This window comes from Xanthomarina sp., assembly GCF_035306605.1.
Taxonomy (GTDB): domain Bacteria; phylum Bacteroidota; class Bacteroidia; order Flavobacteriales; family Flavobacteriaceae; genus Xanthomarina.
In genome coordinates this window covers 1-22,479 of sequence record NZ_DATGNR010000022.1, presented here as the reverse complement: position 1 = coordinate 22,479, position 22,479 = coordinate 1, and the positions used below count along the sequence as shown (strand labels likewise).

Sequence of the window (22,479 nt, the reverse complement as noted above, 5' to 3'; positions counted from 1 at the left end):
TCGTTTGTATTTGATTCTCTATTTAAAAGCGACTATAGGATTGGTTAGTCGTTTTAAATATAGAGATGGTTAGTTAGTTTATTAAGTAAACTGCTATAAATCTTCTAAAAGTAGCAAATATAAGTTTTTTGAACTACTACCATAAGACAAAAAGTCTTTTTCTTCTAATGTTTTAAAGTGCTTTATGGCGGTAATGTTTGTAGGTATTCTTTGCGGATTTTTAGATTTAATAGCTCTTAAGCCTTCGCTTAAATTTTCAACAATTTGGCTAGTAGTGGCAAAAACAATAAAATTATCAGGAAGTTCTTTTAGCTTTTTTTCAGCTATTTGATTTGAAGAGATTAGAAGTGATCCTTCATCAGCAATTAAATTTTCGCAGGTACTAATAAAATAGGTTGCTTCTTGGGAGTAATTGGAAGCTATTAAATTAAAATCCTTAAAACGGGCTTTTAAATTATTATCGTAGATAAGTGCTTTACTGTCGTTCCAATTGTTCTCTTGTAGGATATTATCTAAAGCGCCAAAAACTTCGTCTAAATTTTCACAATACAGAAATTTGCCACCATTAGCCTTAAAGTTTATAGTAAACCTTTCGTCTACAGGTAGTTTTATTTCAGGCATATATTTGCCTCGGTCTTGCGACTTTAATTCTTCTTCCGATTTTTCAGATTTAGAACCAAATAATTTTCTAAAAAGACTCATTTAATTTTCTGCTATTAATCAAAGTATCGTGGGCTTCATGTCAAATATAAAAAATCTTAAATTAACCATAGGGTCAATTTAAGATTTTTGCTTATCCTTAACAAATATATATGAGTTATTTTATTCCTCTTCGCTTTTGTCAAGTTCTTTTTTTTCTTCTTTTACTTCTGTTTTATTAGGAACCATTTCATCCTTTTCAAAAGGACGTTTTCCGAAAATCTTTTCTAGGTTGTCCTTGAAAATCACTTCTTTTTCTAGTAACACTTCAGCTAATTCTGTCAGTTTATCTTTATTGTCGATAAGCAGTTGAACGGCTCTTTGATATTGTTCTTCAATGATGCGTGAAATCTCATTATCAATTAACTCCGCTGTTTTTTCACTGTAAGGTTTCGTAAAGCCGTATTCGTTTTGTCCTGAAGAATCGTAATAAGTTAGGTTTCCAACTTTATCACTTAAGCCATAAATGGTCACCATGGCTCTAGCTTGTTTGGTTACTTTTTCCAAGTCGCTTAAAGCTCCAGTAGAGATTCTATCGAACATTACTTTTTCGGCAGCACGACCACCTAAAGCCGCACACATTTCGTCCAGCATTTGTTCTGGATGAACGATAAGGCGTTCTTCAGGTAAATACCAAGCAGCTCCTAGGGAACGTCCACGAGGCACTATGGTTACTTTAACCAGTGGTGCAGCATGTTCTAACATCCAACTTACGGTAGCGTGACCTGCTTCGTGAAAAGCAATGGCTCTTTTTTCGGCTACCGTCATTATTTTATTTTTCTTCTCTAAACCACCAACAATTCTGTCTACAGCATCCAAGAAGTCTTGTTTGTCTACAGATTTCTTTTCCTGTCTAGCCGCAATTAGGGCAGCTTCGTTACATACGTTGGCAATGTCAGCTCCTGAAAAACCAGGAGTCTGTCTTGCTAGGAAGTCGATATCTAATTCTTCCGCTTTTTTAAGAGGTCTTAAATGAACTTCAAAAATTTCTTTACGTTCACGAATATCTGGAAGGTCCACAAAGATTTGTCTATCAAAACGTCCAGCACGCATTAATGCTTTATCTAAAACATCCGCTCTGTTTGTTGCCGCTAAAACTATGACATTGGTATTGGTACCAAAACCATCCATTTCTGTTAATAGTTGGTTTAAGGTATTTTCTCTTTCATCGTTAGAACCAGAGAAGTTGTTTTTACCTCTTGCACGACCAATGGCATCAATTTCGTCAATGAATATGATGGCGGGTGATTTTTCTTTCGCTTGTTTAAAAAGGTCTCTTACTCTAGACGCTCCAACACCCACAAACATTTCAACAAAATCCGATCCAGATAATGAGAAGAACGGTACTTTCGCTTCTCCTGCAACCGCTTTTGCCAATAAGGTTTTACCAGTTCCTGGAGGTCCTACCAATAAGGCTCCTTTAGGAATTTTACCTCCTAAATTTGTATATTTTTCCGGGTTTTTAAGAAAGTCTACAATTTCTTGCACCTCTTCTTTAGCCCCTTCTAATCCAGCAACATCTTTAAATGATGTTTTTACATCGGTATTTTCGTCAAATAGTTTTGCACGAGATTTTCCTATGTTGAAAATTTGGCCACCGCCACCGCCGCCGCCTCCAGAAGACATACGACGCATAATAAATACCCAAACTCCAATTAAAAGAATAAAAGGAAGTAAGCCTATTAGAAAATCGCCCCAGAGGTTTTGTTCCGTTTTGTATTCAATTTTTGGTTTTGGATCTAAGTGTTGCTCAGAAATGGCTTTAGCAATATCGTCTTCGAAATTTTGTAGATCTCCAAATTCAAACTTATAATTAGGTGCTTTAGTAGTTGATGGTAATATGGTAGAAGGCTTCGATTGCTTATGAATTTCCTTCTGTTCAGCTTCCGGTGTTAAGTATACCTTTGCTTCGCGCCTATTAACTATTTCAACTTTTTCAACATCGCCATCTAATAAAAAGTTCATGAATTGTGAAGGGGTTGTTGTTCCAGTTTCCTGAAAGCTACTCCCACTAAACACTTGCATGGTTAAAAAGATGACTATGATAATACCATAAATCCAGTAAGGACTGAATTTTGGTTTTTTAGGGTTTATATTTTTCTTTTTTGACATTAATTCGTTTTAATATTTTGTTTCAATAACCGTTATTTTAGCGTCTCCCCAGAGACCTTCTATATCGTAATATTCTCTAATTTGTTTTTGGAACACGTGTACCACTACGTTTACATAGTCCATTAAAACCCATTCCGCATTATCTTCACCTTCAATATGCCAAGGTTTATCTTTTAATTCTTTACTTACCTTTTTTTGAATGGAATTTACAATGGCATTCACCTGAGTGTTAGATTTGCCTTCACATATAATAAAGTAGTCGCAAACTGTATTGTCAATCTCTCGTAAATCGAGTATATTGATGTCTTCTCCTTTTACATCTTCAATTCCACTTAAGATATTTGCTATTAGCAGGTCTGCGTTAGATTCTTTTTTCGCCATTAATGATTTTTAATTTGTGCAAAGTTATTATTTTTTAGTTCTTTATACTCTAAAATTTTCATAAGATTTTACTGTACAAATATAACTATAATATAATGCGTATAATCAAACTTAGTGCCATCGATTCTACAAACAACTATTTAAAGCAGTTAAGCGCGAGTCAACTAGTTGCCGATGCTACCGTTGTTGTAACAGATTTCCAGACCCAAGGGCGAGGGCAGATGGGGACAGTTTGGGCGTCGGAAGCATCTAAGAACCTTATGCTTAGTGTTTTAAAAGATGTATCGTGGTTGGATATTGATAAGAGTTTTTATATTAGTATGGTGACTTCTTTAGCTATAGTAAAGACCTTGGATCGATTTTTAATACCCAAACTGCGCATTAAATGGCCCAACGACATTTTGTCAGCAGATAAAAAGATTTGTGGTGTTTTAATTGAAAATGTCATTAAGCAGAATCGGTTGAAGGAAACTATAGTTGGCATTGGTTTAAATGTTAATCAAACCAATTTTGCAGGTTTGCCTAAGGCGTCTTCGCTTCAACTTATTTCAGGAAAGGTGTTTGATTTAGATGAAATCCTTCAGGTTTTAGTTGCAGATTTGAATGGTTATTTCAAGCTTTTGGAACAAGGCAAGTTTCAAGAATTGAAGTCTGCTTACGAAAAGGTTTTGTTTAGAAAAGACAAACCTTCAACATTTAAAGATGCTGAAGGTTTTATGTTTTTGGGTTTTATTAAATCGGTTACTCAATCTGGGAACCTACAAATTCTATTAGAAGACGAGGTTTTAAAAGAGTTCGACTTAAAACAAATTCAATTATTGTATTAAACGGCTTGAGGAATATTTCCTGCAAGAGTTTCAATAAATTTAGAGATTGGTCCTTTTATCATCATGGCCATCATGGCGTTGAAGTCGCCGTCAAACATGAGTTTTACTTCGCTTTTTCCTGGCTCAGTTTCGGTAATAAGGCCTGTTAAAGAAAAATCTATTTTTCCACCTGCAGCTCCTAAAACAATTTTGTTTGGAGCTACTAATTCTTTTTTCTTAAGAACAATTTCTGGCATCCCCTTAAGGGCAAATAAAAATTTATCTTCTCCTAATACTTCAAACTTATTAATGTTATCTGGCATTAGTTTTTCGAAGTTTTTAATTTCAGATAAAAAGTTAAACACCTCTTCTTGCGATTTATCTACTTTTACTGTTTGTGATTCTAAGTTCATATCTTTTATGTTAAACGGGGTTATTGCCGTTCCATTTACTTGGATTGGCATTCCAATCTGCTAATGTTGCTAATTCCTTTTGTGAAATATAATTTGTTTCTAAAGCTTCCTCTAGCAGGGTTTCGTAATTGCTTAATGTTTCAACAAAAATGTTCTCTTCTTCAAAGCTTTTATTGGCAACATCAAAGCCGTAGGAAAAAATGGCTATCATTCCTTTTACATTCAGGTTGGCATCTTTTAATGCTTTCACTGCATTTAAACTGCTTTTTCCCGTACTAATTAAATCCTCAATCACTACCACGTTTTGTCCGCTTTCCGCGTACCCTTCAATTTGGTTTTGCCTTCCGTGCGATTTGGCTTCTGGGCGTACATATATAAAAGGTACGCCTAAATACTCGGCAACTAGCATGCCAATACCAATAGCTCCCGTAGCAACTCCTGCAATAACATCTGGTTTCCCATATTGCTTTTCGATTTGCTTAGCCATGGTTTCGCGAATGTAGTTACGTATGGTAGGAAACGATAATACGATTCTATTGTCGCAATAGATAGGTGATTTCCATCCTGATGCCCAGGTAAAAGGCTCGGTTGGACTTAATTTAATAGCGTTTATTTGCAATAAAACTTCCGCTGTTTTTCTTGCTGTATGTTTGTTGAAAATCATAACTGCAAAATTACACATTTTTAATTAATTTGTGAATTTGATTTTTGAATTATAATTACTAAAGAAATTTATTGTTTTGAGCCAAAAGTTTTTATTTTTACAAGATAAAAATGTCTTAATCGTCTTATGTATAAAGTTTTTGTAAACGATAAACCTATAGTTTTAACCACTAAGGTTGAAAAAGAAAAAGGTTTTAAAAATTATATTTTAAAAACGGTCGATCTAAACAAGGTTGTAAAAGAACTTAATAAGACTAGTTTGAATGAAGTAAGACTTATACATGATGATGAGGACAAACTTCTAAAAAAGTTTTTAAAAAAACTGCCTAATGTGGTTGCTGGAGGAGGAAAGGTTTATAATGATAAGGGGGAAATTTTATTTATTTATAGAAATGACAAATGGGATTTACCTAAAGGTAAAACCGAAAAAAAGGAAGCCATTGAGCTTACTGCCATTCGAGAAGTAGAGGAAGAAACAGGAGTAAAAGGCTTGAAAATAGTGAAGCCTTTGGAAACGACCTATCATATTTTTAGACGAAATGGGAGGAATAAAATTAAAATAACTTATTGGTTTGAAATGAAAACTTCTTATGACGGCGTTTTGACACCTCAAGAAAATGAAGGGATTACGGAAGTGAGTTGGTTGGACGACACTAAAGTTCAAAAAGCACTTGAAAATTCCTATGCCAATATTAAACTTCTTATATAATTTAGTTATAGTGTTAATTACAAGTTGAATTGATTAAAGGGTTGCTAAATTTAGCAACTCTTTTTTTGTGTAATTAAATCTATACTTAACTTCATAAATACACTTGAAATTCCTATTTTTGTGCCACTTAAAAATGAAGATCTATTATGTTTAATAATTTAAGCGAAAAGTTAGATAAAGCCTTACATGTTCTTAAAGGACACGGAAGTATTACAGAGGTAAACGTTGCCGAAACCTTAAAAGAAGTTCGTAGAGCGCTTTTAGATGCCGATGTTAACTTTAAAATTGCTAAAGAATTTACCGTTCGAGTAAAAGAAAAAGCTCTTGGACAAAACGTATTAACTACGCTTCAGCCAGGACAATTAATGGTTAAAATCGTTAAGGACGAGTTAACCGAATTAATGGGAGGAGATGCTGCAGGAATTAATCTGTCTGAAAATCCGAGTATTATATTAATGTCTGGTCTACAGGGTTCTGGTAAGACAACCTTTTCCGGAAAACTGGCTAATTTTCTTAAAAACAAAAAAACAAAAAAGCCTTTATTAGTAGCCTGTGACGTTTACCGTCCTGCTGCAATAGACCAATTACATGTAGTTGGAGAGCAAATAAATGTAGAGGTTTTTAGCGATAGAGGCAATACCGATCCGGTAGCCATTGCAAAAGCAGGTGTGGCTCATGCTAAAGCCAATGGGTTTAATGTTGTGATTATAGATACGGCGGGTCGTTTGGCAGTAGATGAAGCCATGATGACCGAAATATCAAATATCCATAAAGCCATTCAACCACAAGAAACTCTATTTGTAGTGGATTCTATGACTGGTCAGGATGCTGTTAATACCGCAAAAGCGTTTAACGATGTCTTGAATTTTGATGGGGTAATCTTAACAAAATTAGATGGTGATACTCGTGGTGGAGCTGCTATTTCTATTAAATCAGTAGTAAATAAACCTATTAAGTTTATTGGTACAGGTGAGAAAATGGAAGCTATCGATATTTTCTATCCGTCTCGTATGGCAGATCGAATTCTTGGAATGGGAGACGTTGTGTCTCTTGTGGAAAGAGCTCAAGAGCAATACGATGAAGAAGAAGCTAGAAAAATCCAAAAGAAAATTGCTAAAAATCAATTTGGATTTGACGATTTCTTAAAGCAGATTCAGCAAATCAAGAAAATGGGTAATATGAAAGACCTTATTGGAATGATTCCTGGAGCTGGAAAAATGATGAAAGATATTGATATCGATGACGATGCTTTTAAAGGTATTGAAGCAATTATCCATTCTATGACACCTTTGGAGCGTACAAGTCCATCGGTTATCAATGCCAGCAGAAAAAAGCGTATTGCTAAAGGATCGGGAACTTCGGTACAAGAGGTGAATCAGTTGCTTAAGCAGTTCGACCAAATGAGCAAGATGATGAAGATGATGCAAGGTGGAAAAGGGAAAGCCATTATGCAGGCAATGAAAGGAATGAGATAAATTAACAAATTATATGATTAATAATTCGATCAAATTTGGAGTGATTCGGACAAGCTTAGTTCACAATCTATATAAACAAGATTAAGTTAGCCTACTGAAAACTGCAACTAGGATTGAAAACTAATAGGCATGGTAATACTAGACGGAAAAAAAGTTAGCAACGACATTAAAAATGAAATTGCTGAAGAAGTAAAAAAAATGAAAGCTAAAGGAGAGAAAGTGCCTCATTTAGCTGCTATTATTGTTGGAAACGATGGAGCTAGTTTAACCTATGTTGCTAGTAAAGTAAAAGCTTGCGAACGAGTAGGATTTGAATCTACTATGGTTAGAATGTCCAACACCACTAGTGAGATTGAGCTTTTGGATAAAATTGAAGAACTGAACAACAATCCGGATATTGATGGATTTATCATTCAGTTGCCATTACCAAAACAAATAGATACTCAAAAAGTTTTAATGGCTGTAGATCCTGATAAAGATGTGGATGGATTTCACCCCATGAACTTTGGTAAAATGGCCTTAGATATGTCGACTTTTATTCCAGCAACTCCATTCGGTATTCTTGAATTATTGGATAGATATAATGTAGAAACCAAAGGGAAGCATACTGTTGTTATTGGTCGTTCTCATATTGTTGGAAGACCTATGAGTATTTTAATGGGAAGGCGAGGTTTTCCTGGAAACTCCACTGTAACTGTTACCCATAGTCACACAAAAAACATTACTCAAATAACTTCTCAAGCAGATATTATTATTACAGCTTTAGGTGTTCCTAATTTCCTAAAAGCGGAAATGGTAAAAGATGATGTGGTTATTATTGATGTAGGTATTACCCGTGTTGTAGATGAAAACTCTCCAAAAGGTTATGCTATTACAGGCGATGTAGATTTTGAACATGTAAGCAAGAAAGCTAGTTTTATTACTCCGGTTCCTGGAGGAGTAGGACCTATGACTATTGCTATGCTGTTGAAAAATACTTTGCTAGCTCGAGAGCTACGTCATAAATAAGAATTATTTGGCGAACAACTGATCCCTATCCTTAAACCCTGAAGCGTCGTTTAAGGATAGGGATTGTTTACAAAGATGATGGCTTGTTCGCCTACTTATCCTTTAAATCGAATGTGAGGCTCCAATAATAAAATTGATGCCTTTTTCTTTAAGAGAATTACAAAATTTTGAAAGACAGCCCGAGGTGGTTCAACTCCAAAATATGGTGTAGCTACCTGTTTCCGCCTGTTGGGTTGCTAGGTGTTTTTTCTTTTGGTTTATAATAAACAACTAATTAGTGTCCAAAAAAGTTGAAGTCCACTCCATGGTTGCTGCTTCTGCCTTCTTCACAAATTAGAACTTTTCTATTGTATGTTCTAAAAGTTTTTAAGTTATGCCTTGGGATGGTTAGGTGACAAGGGATATGTGTCTTCTACTTTTTTTTCCTTCTGCTTGGTTTGCTTGTGGTAGTAACATCTTGAGCAGAATCTGCCAGTAATTCAGAAAGCTCATTAAATTCGGTTTTTGTAAGTTCTCTATATTTTCCTACAGGCATATCAAGTTTTATGTTCATAATCCTAACGCGTTTTAATGTCTGTACGTCGTAATTTAAATATTCACACATACGACGAATCTGACGGTTTAAGCCTTGAGTAAGGATGATTCTGAACTCATAAGTCCCCAGTTTTTCAACCACACATTTTTTAGTGATGGTGTCCAAGATAGGCACCCCTTCTGACATGTGTTTTATGAACGTTTGAGAAATAGGTTTATCAACCGTAACAATATATTCCTTATCGTGGTTGTTGTTGGCTCGAAGTATTTTATTTACAATATCACCATCATCCGTTAATAGAATTAAGCCCTCGCTAGGCTTATCTAATCTTCCAATTGGGAAAATACGTTTCGGATAATTAATATAATCGATAATGTTGTCTTTTTCTACACGGGTATCCGTTGTACAAACAATACCTACAGGTTTATTGAAGGCTAGATAAACAAACTGCTCTTTAGTGTTTTTTATTAGTTCTCCATCTACATGAACCACGTCGTTTGGGCCAATTTTAGTTCCCATTTCAGGAACTTCGCCATTAATGGTTACGCGACCCGCATCGATAAGTTTGTCGGCTTCGCGACGAGAACAATATCCGACTTCACTTAAAAATTTATTAATTCGTTTTAAATTTTCTTCCATAAGGCAAAGATAACAACTTTAGTTGTCTAAAAAATCGTAAATATAGTTTGAAACTTCGTCTGTAGCTAGCGAGTGGCCGTATCCTTCTGTTGAAATTAGCGTGCTGTTTTTGTATTTGGTTTTAATTAAAACGGCATCATTAAATGGGATTATTCTGTCTTTTTTATCGTGAATAATTAGTCCTTTTGAATTGATATTTTCTAGGTAGTTTGCTGTTGAAAAAGCTTCAGGATATTCTCCAAAACGTTCTTTAATCATCAAATTAAGATGTTTTTTAACCCGTTTGCTAAAGCCAAGCATGTCTGTGTATCGTTTTAAAACATCTGTGAATTCTGAGGGAGCACCCAGTAGAATTAATTTTTGAATGGATTCTTTTTGATATTTATGTTGGAAATACGCCGTGGCCATTCCGCCCACCGAATGTCCGATTATGATTTTAGGTTGAAAGCGTTCCGATACTACTTTTATAAATTCAGAATAAATAATGGCATTAAATCTGTTGCTACCCGATCGGCCATGAGCAGGAGCATCAAGGGCAACCACTCCGTAACCTCTTTTTTTCAAATTGGTGATTAAGGTTTGCCATCTTGCCGAATTGCTTTCCCAACCATGTGCCAATAAAACAGTTTCCTTAGTCCCAAGCCAACGATACGTCATAATGGGCATGTTGTTGTAGGTAAGCTCTTCTCTAAAGGCTGTATCCAAGAAGTCGGATTGTTTCTCGTTTATTTGCCCTTTCAAGGGTTTTGTAAATAAGAACAAAGCTATTCTGGCAGCTAATTTTGGGGATAATAGGCCAATTAAATTAATAAATAAGCCTATTGTTTTTTGCAGAACCAATTTCATTCGTTTTCTCTGTTAACTAGGTCCATGGAAAAAGCGGGCAGGCAAACAGCAAGGTATTCACATGGTTCTGTAAAAGGGTTGGAGTATTGTACTCTAGTGTTTTTCTCTATTTTAATGGATTGTCCAGCTTCTAAAATGATTTCCTCACCATCGATTATAAATTGTTTTTTACCTTTTATAATAAAGGTGTACTCGTCGAATTTTGGAGTTTGGAAAGGTTCGCTCCAGCCAGCTGGTGCCACCATGTGTGCGATGCTTATATTAGCGTCTCCTTTTGAAGCATTTCCGAAATGTTCTTTAATTATTTTTCCATCGGTGGTTGGAACTATAAAAGGTGCTTTCTGTATGGTGTATTTCTTCTCTTTTTGCATGTTTTCTTGGTTTCAACTTCGAATTCAATTTTTAATTTGGCTTACCAGCCAACCATAAAATATTTAATTTTTGCCTTCTCCGGAATGTGTACAGCGTCAATTTGTGCGCTTGTGTCAAATTGAAGTTCAGAAGGTAATTCTGTTTTCGAAATGGTGAAAAACGCATTGATTTCATTTACAAATATCACTACGTTTTTAAGTGTATTTTGTATGCTTGAAATTTTGTAGTTTTTTTCTATATCTCCAAATGTGCTTAAGGTTGAAACACCTTTGGTAGTTTTAAATCTAGGGTCTAATACCTTTATAGTTTCAATGGTAGATTCCGGGTCTTGGATATTTTTAGGAGTTAAAGTAAGCAGTTTATTTCCTGTTTTATCAAAAATGTCGATATCGGTTCTGTTGAAGGTAAACTCATTATCCAGTAGTCTTTCTACAACTGAATCGTTCACAAAAACGGCTTTTAAATCTTTTACTTTTGTTGAATCTGTTAATAAACCAATGTGTTGTTTACTAATTTGAAATGGATCTTGTTCGTTTTTACAACCCATTAAAACGAGGCCTACTAGGGCTAAACTAAGAATAGATTTTTTCATATAAATTAAGGGGATAATTTTATTTAGAGGACAAAGTTACGGGTTTATTTTTTGATGACTTTAGTAAGAATGCCAAAAACACTTCTAATAAAAGTAGCACTTGTTAGTACTTTTAATATTGGATTTGTTGCACTGCTTCTTCTAGTTGATGTTTTTCGGCTTCTAGATTCGGCTTTTTCAAGAGCTTCTTTTTCTTTGCGGGCCTTTTCTTTTAGTGCTTCCGTTTGTGCCATTTCAATTTTTTCATGAAGCATTTCGTAGGCACTTTCTCTATCAATTTCTTCCGCGTATTTTTTAACTAATTTCGAGTTATTAAGTAAATCTTGTAATTCTGAGTCGGTTAAAATGTCCATTCTGCTCATAGGTGCTCGGAGCATGGTGGCTGCTAATGGTGTTGGTCGGCCTTTTTCGTCTAGGGCAGAAACTAAGGCTTCACCTGTTCCTAACGAAGTAAGCACGCTTGCTGTATCGTAATATTCTGTGTCTGGATAATTTTGTGCTGTCAGCTTTATGGCCTTTCTGTCTTTTGCTGTAAAAGCTCTTAGAGCATGCTGTACTTTTAAGCCTAATTGGGCTAAAACAGCCTCGGGAACATCGGTCGGGTTTTGGGTAACAAAATATAATCCAACCCCTTTACTACGTATTAGTTTTACGATGCTTTCAATTTGATTTAGTAAGGCTTTGGAAGCCTCGTTAAAAATTAAATGAGCTTCGTCGATAAACATGACCAATTCTGGCTGTCCTGAGTCTCCTCTTTCTGGAAAGGTAGAATATATTTCCGCTAACAAGCTCAACATAAAGGTTGAGAATAATTTAGGTTTGTCTTGAATATCTGTTAAACGGATGATATTGATGTATCCCTTTCCATTTTCATCTGTTCTCAGTAGGTCTTGAGGATCGAAGGATTTTTCGCCAAAAAATAAATCTGCGCCTTGTTGTTCTAATTCTACTAGCTTTCTTAAAATGGCACCAGTTGAAGCAGAAGAAATCCTACCGTAGGCTTGCTCAAATTCTTCTTTGCCTTCATTTGTGGCATATTGCAAGATTTTTTTAAAATCTTTTAAATCTAGAAGAGGTAAATTGTGGTCATCGCAGTATTTAAAAATAACTGAAATTATACCGGCTTGGGTGCTTGTGACATCTAAAATTCTAGATATCAACACAGGTCCAAACTCGCTAATGGTTGCGCGAAGTCTCACCCCATTCTGTGCTGAAAGGGTTAGTATTTCAACAGGAAATCCCTTTGCTTCAAAAGGTAAGCCAATTTGTTCATGACGTTGGTCAATTTTCGCGTGTCCTGGACTGGCTTTTGCTAGTCCGCTTAAATCTCCTTTAACGTCCATAAGTAGCACCGGAACTCCTTTTTCGCTTAAGTTTTCGGCGATTACCTGAAGAGTTTTTGTTTTTCCAGTTCCTGTAGCTCCCGCAATTAAACCATGTCTATTCATGGTTTTTAAAGGGATGTTAACATAGGCATTCTTTATCGTTTCTCCGTCTAACATTGCCGAGCCTAAGGTAATGTACTCGCCTTTGTTTGCATTGCCTTCTGTAATATGATTAAAGAACGCTTCCTTTCTATCCATGTATCTCAAAATTTTTCATAAAAATACAAATCTTGTATCAATCAAAAGGGAATTCTTTTGAACAATTTAGGAAGATGACTTTAGGGGGGCATATTTCAAATGTAAGTTGTTTTTTTAATAAAGAAAGAAGGTCTATTCCTAAACATGATTTAGAATAGTTTGTATAAAATTTTAAAATTAAATAGTTTAAGCACTTAATATGTTTAAATGCTGAAATAGTTATCTTTGCACCTATGACAAGAAGTGAAAGACAAGAGCTAATAGATAAAGGGTTGATGTTGCCTTTAATGGAAGAGTTTTACACCATTCAAGGTGAAGGCTATCATAAAGGAACCGCCGCGTATTTTATTAGAATTGGTGGCTGCGATGTTGGTTGCCATTGGTGTGATGTGAAAGAAAGTTGGTTGGCAGAACTGCATCCACCTACAGAGACTGAAAAAATTGTAGCGAATGCTGCTAAATACAGTAAAACTATTGTTGTTACGGGAGGAGAACCTTTAACTTGGGATATGACGGCTTTGACTGCGCAACTTAAGGCAAAAGGTTTACAAACACATATTGAAACTTCGGGGGCATACAAATTATCTGGAACTTGGGATTGGATTTGTTTGTCGCCTAAAAAATTGAAGCTTCCTACAGAAGAAATATATCAAAAAGCAAACGAGCTTAAAATGATTGTTTTTAATAAGAGCGATTTTAAATTTGCTGAAGAACAAGCGGCAAAAGTGGGCAAGGACTGTATATTGTACTTGCAACCCGAATGGAGTGTTCGTGATAAGATGGTGCCGTTAATTGTAGATTATGTTATGGCAAACCCGCAGTGGAAAGTGTCGTTACAAACTCATAAGTATTTGAATATCCCTTAATAGGAGATAACTTTAGATTCCAATAAAAAATGTTCCAAGACTGTTAATTCTTGGAACATTTTTTATTAGAATCAAGTTAAGATTTTAAGTATTATTTCATTGGAACCTTTAGTCTTAAGGTATCCCAGCCTAAATGCATGTTGCCTTCATCGTCAAAAGCTATTGAGAAGGCTTCTAAAGATTTTTTGTCTTCGTTAACTGGTACATTTACTCTAAGTACGTCGTTGGCTTCATTATAAGAATAGGCTCCCCAAACATTTAGATCGGTGTTTAAGATAACCGTCCATTCTTTTTCACCAGGAATGGTGAATAGGGAATAAGTTCCCGCTTTCACTTCCTTGTCGCCAATCCTTTTGTTTTGGTATAAGGTTATTTCTACAGCTTCGTTAGCTCCAGTTCGCCATACCTTCCCATTTGGCGCTAATTTATTAATATCTCTTCCTTTTAATTGCGGTCTGCTGTATACAACCTTGACTTGTTTTTCTGAAATTTTGTAGTCGCTAGGAAACGTAGCGGCATCCATTGGGCTTTTATCTAAATCGCTAAAATTTTGAGCCACCATGTTAGTTGAAAATAACATGATACAAGCTATTGCTAAGACGGAGAATAAAGTTGAATTTTTCATAGATTTTTTTTATAAATATAAAGGAATTAAAATAAATAGGTTTATTTCATCATAAATTTAACGCTTTGACTTTTACATTATTATTCATGCGCATTAGGTGAAGGCTCTTATTTCATTCTATAAAGATACGACGAAGAATATGTTTAATAAGTTTCAAATTTAGGTTACTTGCCGTTATTTAGTTTTCATTTGTAACCGTTTTGCCGCTTACACTTTCAATAATCATATTTCAGAGTCATATTTGTGTCAGATTTTAAAAACATCAAAAGAAATAGATTATGTGTGGAATAGTATGTGCTTTCGAATTGAAGCAAAAAACGGAAGATTTAAGGCCTCAGGTTTTAGAGATGGCCAAAAAAATTCGTCATAGAGGTCCAGATTGGAGCGGAATTTACAGCGATGATAAGGTTATTATGGCTCATGAGCGTTTAGCGATTGTAGATCCATCTTCAGGGAAACAGCCTTTATTGAGTGAAGACAAACAACTTGTTTTAGCCGCCAATGGTGAAATATATAACCACAGAGAGCTTAGAAAACAATTAAAAAGCACTTACAACTTTCAAACTCAAAGCGACTGTGAGGTTATTTTAGCTCTTTATAAAGAAAAGGGTGTTGATTTTATAGACGATCTGAACGGTATGTTTGGTTTTGCCATTTATGATGTTGAGAAGGACGAATACTTGGTTGCTAGAGATCATATGGGGATTATTCCCTTATACATGGGTTGGGATGAATATGGAACTTTTTATGTGGCATCAGAATTAAAGGCCCTTGAAGGTGTTTGTACTAACATTGAGCTTTTTCCACCAGGACATTATTTGTCCAGTAAAACTGGAGAATTGGTTAGATGGTATGAACGAGAGTGGACTGATTATTCCGCTGTAGCACATAACAAAACTGAAATTACTGAACTCCGTCAAGCGATGGAGGACGCTGTACATAGACAATTAATGAGTGATGTGCCTTATGGTGTTTTGCTATCAGGAGGTTTAGATTCTTCTATAACGTCTGCTATTGCGAAGAAATATGCCCAACGCCGAATAGAGTCTGATGATAAAACTGAGGCTTGGTATCCACAATTACATTCGTTTTCTGTTGGATTAGAAGGGTCTCCAGATTTGGCAGCAGCACGAGAGGTTGCAGATTATATAGGAACCATCCATCATGAAATACAATTTACTATTCAGGAAGGGTTGGATGCTATAAAAGATGTTATCTATCAATTAGAAACCTATGATGTAACAACGGTTAGGGCAAGTACACCTATGTATTTAATGGCCCGTGTTATCAAGTCGATGGGTATAAAAATGGTGCTTTCAGGTGAAGGTGCTGATGAAATTTTTGGAGGCTATTTGTATTTTCATAAAGCACCAAACGCTCAGGAGTTTCATGAGGAAACCGTTCGTAAACTAAGTAAATTGCATCAATACGATTGTTTGCGAGCCAATAAGAGTTTGGCGGCATGGGGTATTGAAGGTCGTGTTCCTTTTTTAGATAAGGACTTTATGGATGTTGCTATGCGCATTAACCCTCAAGATAAAATGATAGACGGAACACGTGTTGATCCGCGCTCCAAACAAGGCATGGAAAAATGGGTGTTAAGAAAAGCTTTTGAAGACATGTTGCCAGAAAGCGTTGCTTGGAGGCAAAAAGAACAATTTAGTGATGGTGTAGGATATAGTTGGATAGACACCTTAAAAGAAGTGGTTGCAAAAGAAGTTTCGGATGAGCAATTAGCAAGTGCTAAATACAAATTCCCAATTCAGACCCCAACAAGTAAGGAGGAGTATTATTACCGTTCTATATTTTCCGAGCACTTTCCAAGCGATGCAGCCGCTTTAAGCGTTCCTCAGGAGGCTAGTGTAGCTTGTAGTACAAAAGTGGCTTTAGCGTGGGATGAGGCTTTTAAAAACATGAATGATCCATCAGGAAGAGCTGTAGCTAAAGTTCATGCTGATGCCTATGCCAAAATATAATTAATTGACGTTTTTAAGGGTTTTACACCTGTTTTTTATAATTCAAAATCTCGCTTTTGCGAGGTTTTGTGTTTTTACAACTTTTTTGTAGTTGTTAAAATTCGATCAAATTAAATTTAAGGCCATTTTTAAGCGATTTAAGACGCTTTTGGGTAATTAACAAATGTTGATAAAATTGCATCAAACTCGTTAAAATCCTTTCTAAAAGCGTTTTTTATCCTTATATTTGTATGTATTCAAAAGGATGCTGAGAAGCGTCTTTTTTTGTGAAGTCATTTGATGGCCCAGCAAATAAATTAACGAAAAACAATACACTTTTTATATGAGCGAAAATAAAGAAGAATTTAACAAGCACAATTACTCGGCCGATAGTATTCAAGCGCTAGAAGGTATGGAGCATGTGCGTATGCGTCCTTCCATGTATATTGGGGATGTTGGTACAAGAGGACTTCACCATTTGGTGTACGAAGTTGTAGATAACTCTATTGACGAGGCTATGGCTGGTCACTGTAACAATATTACAGTAACTATTAATGAAGACAACTCAATTTCCACCGAAGATGATGGACGTGGAATACCAGTTGATTTACATAAAAAAGAAGGTGTTTCTGCACTTGAAGTAGTTATGACCAAAATTGGTGCTGGAGGGAAATTCGATAAGGATTCTTATAAAGTATCAGGAGGTCTTCACGGGGTTGGTGTAAGTTGTGTTAACGCTTTATCTGAGCACCTAAAGGCTACTGTTTATAAAGATGGTAAAGAATGGGAGCAGGAGTATTCAAAAGGGAAAGCTTTATACCCTGTAAGATCCGTTGGAGATACAGATAAAAGAGGGACGGTTATTACCTTTAGACCCGACTCAACTATTTTTACCCAAAGTGTTGAATATAGCTACGATACTTTAGCAAGCAGAATGCGTGAATTGGCGTATTTAAATAAAGGAATTACTATTCATTTGGTTGATAAGCGTTTTAAGAAAGAAGATGGTTCTTTTGAAGGAGAAACGTTTCATTCGGAAGAAGGGCTTAAAGAATTTATCAAATTTTTAGATGGCAATAGAGAGTCTTTAACTAGAGATGTTATTGCCTTTGAAGGAGAGAAAAATGGTGTACCGGTTGAGGTAGCTATGGTTTATAACACCTCATATGCTGAAAACTTGCACTCCTATGTAAATAATATTAACACACATGAAGGAGGAACTCACCTTTCAGGTTTCCGTCGTGGGTTAACACATACACTTAAAAAATATGCCGATGAATCTGGTATGTTGGATAAGTTGAAATTTGATATTGCTGGAGATGATTTCCGTGAAGGATTAACAGCTATTATTTCCGTGAAAGTTCAAGAGCCACAATTTGAGGGGCAAACGAAAACAAAACTTGGAAACAGAGAGGTTTCAGCCTCTGTAAGTCAGGCTGTATCTGAAATGTTAACCGATTATTTAGAGGAAAACCCTGAAGACGCAAAAATAATTGTTCAAAAAGTTATTCTTGCGGCTCAAGCTCGTCATGCAGCACAAAAAGCTCGTGAAATGGTTCAGCGTAAAACCGTTATGAGTATTGGTGGTTTGCCTGGTAAATTATCTGACTGTTCAGAGCAAGACCCTTCAAAATGCGAAGTGTTCCTTGTCGAGGGAGATTCGGCAGGTGGAACGGCAAAGCAAGGTCGTGATAGAGCGTTTCAAGCAATTCTTCCTTTACGAGGTAAGATTTTGAACGTAGAAAAAGCGATGACGCATAAAGTGTTTGAAAATGAAGAGATCAAGAACATATATACGGCATTAGGTGTTACTATTGGAACAGAGGAAGATAGTAAAGCATTAAACCTGTCTAAGTTACGTTACCATAAAATTGTAATTATGTGTGATGCTGATATTGATGGTTCTCACATTGCAACTTTAATTTTAACCTTCTTCTTTAGGTATATGAAAGAGTTGATTGAGAACGGACATATTTATATTGCAACACCGCCTTTATATTTAGTTAAAAAAGGACAGAGAAAAGAATATGCATGGTCTGAAAAGGAGCGTGATGAACTTGCAGAATCCTTTGGAGGTAGTGTAAACATTCAGCGTTATAAAGGTCTTGGAGAAATGAACGCAGAGCAACTTTGGGATACGACTATGAATCCTGAGCACAGAACTATGCGTTTGGTTCAAATAGATAACGGTGCTGAAGCAGATAGAGTTTTCTCTATGCTTATGGGAGATGATGTACCGCCTCGTAGAGAATTTATCGAGAAGAATGCTATATATGCCAATATTGATGCTTAAAAGTTATATGCATTTAAATAAAAAGGTCGCCTTATATTGGCGACCTTTTTTATTGGGTGAAATTTTATTATAAATGGAATCCTAAAGGAAATTGCCATACTCTGTTTTGTGGCTTTCCTTCATCATATATATCGCCAAAACCATGATGGTATCTTGCGCTCATGCTTAGTCCGCTATCGGTTTTAAAACCTAGGCCAAAATTAGCACCCCAATCAAAACTATTCGGACTGAATTCTTTTGAGGTATCAAATAAATTAAAGGTTTTCATGATTCCAATTTGTTATTAGGATGCCTAATTAATTATTCACTTTGTTTAGATGGTGTTCTTAATTTTTATTAAAAAAACAGAAATTAGGTATGTTGAAAAGTTTTAAAAGTATTGAAGTATCGTGGTTGGGTGACTTGAGTGGCTTTAAAATTAGGTTCTTATTTACGACTTGCTTTGCTGTACTAATTAGCTAGTTGTGCTTAAATTTACCTACTTTTGTTTTCAGTTTATGATGAAGTAAACTATGGGGTCATGATAGATAATAAAAGAATCTTTCGCGAGTAAGCCTGTTTTCATGCTTTTTACTAAGACCGATTTAAGTCTGTGAATAATTTTATTTTAAATAAAATTAAGTGTTAGGTTGAAGTTTTAGTTTCTTGTTTAGACGTAGTAGACAAAGTTTGCTGGTTTATGCTTCTAAATGCTTAAAAAAAATAAAAAAAATATCTTATGAAAAAATTATCTGCCCTTATTTTTGTTTTCCTTGTATCTATTGGGTCTCGAGCCCAAAACGATATCGATGTATTTCTTGCTGCCGGTATTGAAGATGCACAGCGCTTTGCTAACGACTATCTTGCACCAGGAGCCGAGGGACTCATGCATAGTATGAATGCCAATTGGTTTAATACGGCAAAAGTAAAACCTCTTGGTGGTTTTGAAATCTCAATTATAGCCAGTGCGTCTATGGTTAAAGATGAACATAAAATGTTTCGTTTAAATACGGAAGAGTACAAGAATGTTGCTTTTGTTCAAGGCGGATCTTCCCAAATGGTTGCTACGGTATTGGGGAAAAATGATCCAACTATATTTGTAGAGATAACCTATGATGATCCTATTTTTGGGGAACAAAAAACAGAAATAGAAATACCACAAGGTATTGGCTCTAGTAGTAAAAACCTTCTGCCAACGGCATTTATTCAAGGGTCTGTTGGATTGAGTAGTGGTTTGGAGTTAAAAGCACGTTTTGTTCCAGAGTTTAAAACAGATGAGGTAAGTATAAGCATGTATGGTGCAGGGATGCAAATGGAATTTACACAGTGGTTTCCTGCAGGTAACATGTGGCCTGTAGCAGTTTCTGGTCTGGTTGCATATAATCATTTGGACGGTTCGTACGATGTTACAGAATCATCGGGGATAGAAGGTGAGAACCAGAGGTTAGATAATAATACCAACACTTGGTTGTTTCAATTATTAGCTTCAACAAAATTGCCTATAATTAATTTTTACGGAGGCATCGGATATATAAAAGGGACTTCGGAATCTGACTTGCTAGGAAGTTATCGTGTAAAAACGGACCTATTAAGCACAGAAACTATAATGGATCCATTTTCTGTAACAAGCAAGGTGTCGGACGTAAGAGCTTCAGTAGGTGCTAGACTAAAATTAGGGTTCTTTAGGCTGAATGCTGAATACCATCTATCTGAGTTTAATGCATTTTCAGTGGGGATGAATTTTGGTTTTAAATAAATTTTAATTGGTTTTAAAATAAAAAAAGCGCAAGATTTACTCTTGTGCTTTTTTATTAACAGTAATTTTATTCGTATTTTTACCATCGTTTTAAATACATCGTTTCACATTAAAAAAAACATATATAATTATGAAAGTAACAGTAGTAGGAGCAGGAGCAGTAGGAGCAAGTTGTGCAGAATACATAGCGATTAAAAATTTTGCTTCAGAAGTGGTTTTATTAGACATTAAAGAAGGTTTTGCTGAAGGGAAAGCCATGGATTTAATGCAAACAGCTTCATTAAACGGATTTGATACAAAAATAACAGGAGTCACCAACGATTATTCTGCAACAGCAAAGAGTGATGTTTGTGTTATTACTTCAGGAATTCCAAGAAAACCAGGAATGACTCGTGAAGAGTTAATAGGTATTAATGCTGGAATTGTAAAAGACGTTTCAGCAAACTTAGTGAAACATTCACCAGACACTATTCTTATTGTAGTAAGTAATCCTATGGATACCATGGCTTATTTAGCTGCTAAAACAACTGGTTTACCTAAAAACAGAGTTATAGGTATGGGTGGTGCTTTAGATTCTGCACGTTTTAAATACAGATTAGCCGAAGCTTTAGGAGCACCAATTAGTGATGTAGACGGAATGGTTTTAGGTGGGCATAGTGACACAGGTATGATTCCATTAACTAGATTAGCTACAAGGAACTCGGTGCTTGTTTCTGAATTTTTATCAGCAGAGCGTTTAGAGCAAGTTAAAGAAGATACTAAAGTTGGTGGAGCAACCCTTACTAAATTATTAGGTACTTCAGCTTGGTATGCTCCTGGAGCAGCCGTAAGCGGATTGGTTCAGGCTATTGCTTGCGATCAGAAAAAAATGTTTCCTTGTTCCGTATTATTAGATGGTGAATACGGATTAAAAGATATCTGTTTTGGAGTTCCAGTCATCTTAGGAAGACAGGGAATTGAAAAAATAGTAGAAATTGACTTAAATGACGCGGAAAAAGCAAACATGCAAGAAAGTGCTGATGCTGTTAGAAAAGTAAACAGTCTTTTAGAATTATAATAAATTTAGCAGAATGTCATTCTGGTAGTTGATTCTTAAAAATAATTTATTTTATTTATTAAAGATTCTATACATTTATCCAGAATGACATTTTTTTATACAAACACTTAATCAAAACTATTACCATGAAAAATCTATTATTAATTCTATTTATAGCCATTAGCAGTCTAGGCTTTTCACAAGAAATGCTGACTGAAGGTGTGGTTAAATCAAAACAAACCATGTCTACAGAGAATGCTGAGTTGCAAGGTCAATTAGCAATGATTGGCGATATTATTACTACGACTTATTTTAAAGGAAACAAAACGCGCTCTGAAACTAATAATTTCATGACGGGTTCTAGTGTGGCTATTATGGACAACGATAATAACCAAATGCTTATGACCCTAAACAATCAAATGACGGGTAAAAAGTACGTAATTCAAACTATGGAGCCTTCAGAAGAGGACATGGAAAGTGTGAAGGTTACTAAGGGCGATTCTACTAAAAATGTCCTTGGTTACGAATGTCAAGAATATCATGTAGAAATAGAAAAAGATGGTGTAGTAGTTAAAATGGATGTGTATACCACTGATAAGTTGAGTGCTATTTCTCAGCAATCTACTATGTTAGGAGCTGATTTAAAAGGATATCCGCTTTATTTAACTATGAATATGACTCAAATGGGTATGGATTTAACTATCACTCAGGAAGTTACTGAAATTAAAAAAGAAGCTGTATCAGATGATAAGTTTGATATGACTCCTCCAGCAGGTTATGAAAAAACTGACAAGTTACAAGGCATGTAAGCCTGTAACTTTTAAAGAAGAAAGAAAAACAGCATTTTATAGCTGTTTTTTTTTTGTTATATATCCTAAACATTTTGTTAAATAAGTATAGAAGATATATATTTGCTCGTTTTTAAAATTCAGAACACAGAACTAATTAATTTAATAAATAATGCAGAATAAAGGATTAGTAAAACTATTTGCAATTTTATTTGGTTTGGTAAGTATTTACCAATTGTCTTTTACATTTAAGGCAAACAGTATAGACGAAGATGCAAGAGTATATGCAAGTGGCGATGCAGTTAAGGAACGTCAGTATTTAGATTCTATAGCCAACGAAAAAGTGTA

General features: G+C 35.4%; 21 protein-coding genes and 1 pseudogene. 10 read left to right on the top strand and 12 right to left on the bottom strand.

The annotated features are described in order from the left end of the window. Positions 1-93: 93 nt before the first annotated feature. The 3 genes from VKY41_RS02915 to rsfS all read right to left on the bottom strand — a co-directional run bounded on the left by VKY41_RS02915 (position 94) and on the right by rsfS (position 3,192). Positions 94-702, bottom strand: a complete 609-nt coding sequence (locus tag VKY41_RS02915; protein WP_500812936.1) for an LUD domain-containing protein — start codon at positions 700-702, stop codon at positions 94-96. Between the two features lie 120 nt (positions 703-822). Further along, positions 823-2,811 (bottom strand): ATP-dependent zinc metalloprotease FtsH, encoded by a 1,989-nt coding sequence (ftsH, locus tag VKY41_RS02910; protein WP_500812935.1) that lies wholly within the window; start codon positions 2,809-2,811, stop codon positions 823-825. Positions 2,812-2,820: 9 nt separating this feature from the next. Then, positions 2,821-3,192 (bottom strand): ribosome silencing factor, encoded by a 372-nt coding sequence (gene rsfS, locus VKY41_RS02905; RefSeq protein WP_500812934.1) that lies wholly within the window; start codon positions 3,190-3,192, stop codon positions 2,821-2,823. A gap of 95 nt (positions 3,193-3,287) precedes the next feature. Between rsfS and VKY41_RS02900 the strand changes: the two genes are divergently transcribed. After that, positions 3,288-4,019: a biotin--[acetyl-CoA-carboxylase] ligase gene (locus VKY41_RS02900; RefSeq protein WP_500812933.1), complete on the top strand. Its 732-nt coding sequence runs from the start codon at positions 3,288-3,290 to the stop codon at positions 4,017-4,019. Here VKY41_RS02900 and VKY41_RS02895 read toward each other — a convergent pair. Together VKY41_RS02895 and pyrE are read right to left on the bottom strand one after the other, a co-directional pair. Next, positions 4,016-4,411 carry an SRPBCC family protein gene (locus tag VKY41_RS02895; protein ID WP_500812932.1) on the bottom strand — a complete coding sequence of 132 codons (396 nt, stop codon included), beginning with the start codon at positions 4,409-4,411 and terminating at the stop codon, positions 4,016-4,018. The genes VKY41_RS02900 and VKY41_RS02895 overlap by 4 nt on opposite strands. Positions 4,412-4,421: 10 nt before the next feature. Beyond that, positions 4,422-5,075 carry an orotate phosphoribosyltransferase gene (gene pyrE, locus VKY41_RS02890; RefSeq protein ID WP_500812955.1) on the bottom strand — a complete coding sequence of 218 codons (654 nt, stop codon included), beginning with the start codon at positions 5,073-5,075 and terminating at the stop codon, positions 4,422-4,424. 126 nt (positions 5,076-5,201) lie between these two features. On the opposite strand from pyrE, the gene VKY41_RS02885 reads away from it, so the two are divergent. The 3 genes from VKY41_RS02885 (at position 5,202) to VKY41_RS02875 (ending at position 8,266) form a co-directional block, all read left to right on the top strand. Next, a complete protein-coding gene (locus VKY41_RS02885) occupies positions 5,202-5,783 on the top strand; it encodes an NUDIX hydrolase (RefSeq protein ID WP_500812931.1) in 582 nt (193 codons plus the stop codon). Between the two features lie 146 nt (positions 5,784-5,929). Beyond that, positions 5,930-7,258, top strand: a complete 1,329-nt coding sequence (ffh, locus tag VKY41_RS02880) for a signal recognition particle protein (protein WP_500812930.1) — start codon at positions 5,930-5,932, stop codon at positions 7,256-7,258. Positions 7,259-7,387: 129 nt separating this feature from the next. After that, positions 7,388-8,266, top strand: coding sequence for a bifunctional 5,10-methylenetetrahydrofolate dehydrogenase/5,10-methenyltetrahydrofolate cyclohydrolase (locus tag VKY41_RS02875; protein ID WP_500812929.1), 879 nt, complete (start codon positions 7,388-7,390; stop codon positions 8,264-8,266). Between the two features lie 412 nt (positions 8,267-8,678). Here VKY41_RS02875 and rluF read toward each other — a convergent pair whose 3' ends face one another. The 5 genes from rluF to VKY41_RS02850 are packed head-to-tail and all read right to left on the bottom strand — an operon-like array spanning position 8,679 to position 12,833. Then, positions 8,679-9,440, bottom strand: coding sequence for a 23S rRNA pseudouridine(2604) synthase RluF (gene rluF, locus VKY41_RS02870; protein WP_500812928.1), 762 nt, complete (start codon positions 9,438-9,440; stop codon positions 8,679-8,681). A gap of 18 nt (positions 9,441-9,458) precedes the next feature. Then, positions 9,459-10,286 carry an alpha/beta hydrolase gene (locus tag VKY41_RS02865; protein WP_500812927.1) on the bottom strand — a complete coding sequence of 276 codons (828 nt, stop codon included), beginning with the start codon at positions 10,284-10,286 and terminating at the stop codon, positions 9,459-9,461. Beyond that, complete coding sequence (locus VKY41_RS02860; RefSeq protein ID WP_500812926.1) at positions 10,283-10,657, bottom strand: cupin domain-containing protein; 375 nt, start codon at positions 10,655-10,657, stop codon at positions 10,283-10,285. The genes VKY41_RS02865 and VKY41_RS02860 overlap by 4 nt, the downstream gene beginning before the upstream one ends. A gap of 41 nt (positions 10,658-10,698) precedes the next feature. After that, positions 10,699-11,250 (bottom strand): hypothetical protein, encoded by a 552-nt coding sequence (locus VKY41_RS02855; protein WP_500812925.1) that lies wholly within the window; start codon positions 11,248-11,250, stop codon positions 10,699-10,701. Between the two features lie 44 nt (positions 11,251-11,294). Continuing rightward, the gene (locus VKY41_RS02850; protein ID WP_500812924.1) at positions 11,295-12,833 is read right to left on the bottom strand and encodes a helicase HerA-like domain-containing protein; all 1,539 of its coding nucleotides are present in this window, start codon (positions 12,831-12,833) and stop codon (positions 11,295-11,297) included. Between the two features lie 233 nt (positions 12,834-13,066). Between VKY41_RS02850 and VKY41_RS02845 the strand changes: the two genes are divergently transcribed. Then, entirely contained in the window at positions 13,067-13,699 is a 633-nt protein-coding gene (locus VKY41_RS02845) for a 7-carboxy-7-deazaguanine synthase QueE (RefSeq protein ID WP_500812923.1), read from the top strand. 91 nt (positions 13,700-13,790) lie between these two features. Here the strand turns inward: VKY41_RS02845 and VKY41_RS02840 are convergent, their stop codons facing one another. Further along, entirely contained in the window at positions 13,791-14,324 is a 534-nt protein-coding gene (locus tag VKY41_RS02840) for a DUF2911 domain-containing protein (RefSeq protein WP_500812922.1), read from the bottom strand. 278 nt (positions 14,325-14,602) lie between these two features. Here VKY41_RS02840 and asnB point away from each other — a divergent pair, with 278 nt between their 5' ends. Both asnB and gyrB read left to right on the top strand, forming a co-directional pair. Beyond that, positions 14,603-16,300 (top strand): asparagine synthase B, encoded by a 1,698-nt coding sequence (gene asnB / locus VKY41_RS02835; RefSeq protein WP_500812921.1) that lies wholly within the window; start codon positions 14,603-14,605, stop codon positions 16,298-16,300. A 322-nt stretch (positions 16,301-16,622) separates the two neighbouring features. Continuing rightward, positions 16,623-18,572: a DNA topoisomerase (ATP-hydrolyzing) subunit B gene (gene gyrB, locus VKY41_RS02830; RefSeq protein WP_500812920.1), complete on the top strand. Its 1,950-nt coding sequence runs from the start codon at positions 16,623-16,625 to the stop codon at positions 18,570-18,572. Between the two features lie 67 nt (positions 18,573-18,639). On the opposite strand, the pseudogene VKY41_RS02825 reads toward gyrB, so the two are convergent. Next, positions 18,640-18,831: pseudogene (locus VKY41_RS02825) on the bottom strand (PorT family protein); the annotation flags it as partial. Positions 18,832-19,290: 459 nt separating this feature from the next. On the opposite strand from VKY41_RS02825, the gene VKY41_RS02820 reads away from it, so the two are divergent. The 3 genes from VKY41_RS02820 (at position 19,291) to VKY41_RS02810 (ending at position 22,152) form a co-directional block, all read left to right on the top strand. Further along, complete coding sequence (locus VKY41_RS02820; RefSeq protein WP_500812919.1) at positions 19,291-20,307, top strand: DUF6588 family protein; 1,017 nt, start codon at positions 19,291-19,293, stop codon at positions 20,305-20,307. Between the two features lie 130 nt (positions 20,308-20,437). Then, positions 20,438-21,364 (top strand): malate dehydrogenase, encoded by a 927-nt coding sequence (gene mdh / locus VKY41_RS02815; protein ID WP_500812918.1) that lies wholly within the window; start codon positions 20,438-20,440, stop codon positions 21,362-21,364. Between the two features lie 125 nt (positions 21,365-21,489). After that, positions 21,490-22,152: a hypothetical protein gene (locus VKY41_RS02810; protein WP_500812917.1), complete on the top strand. Its 663-nt coding sequence runs from the start codon at positions 21,490-21,492 to the stop codon at positions 22,150-22,152. Positions 22,153-22,479 lie beyond the last annotated feature (327 nt).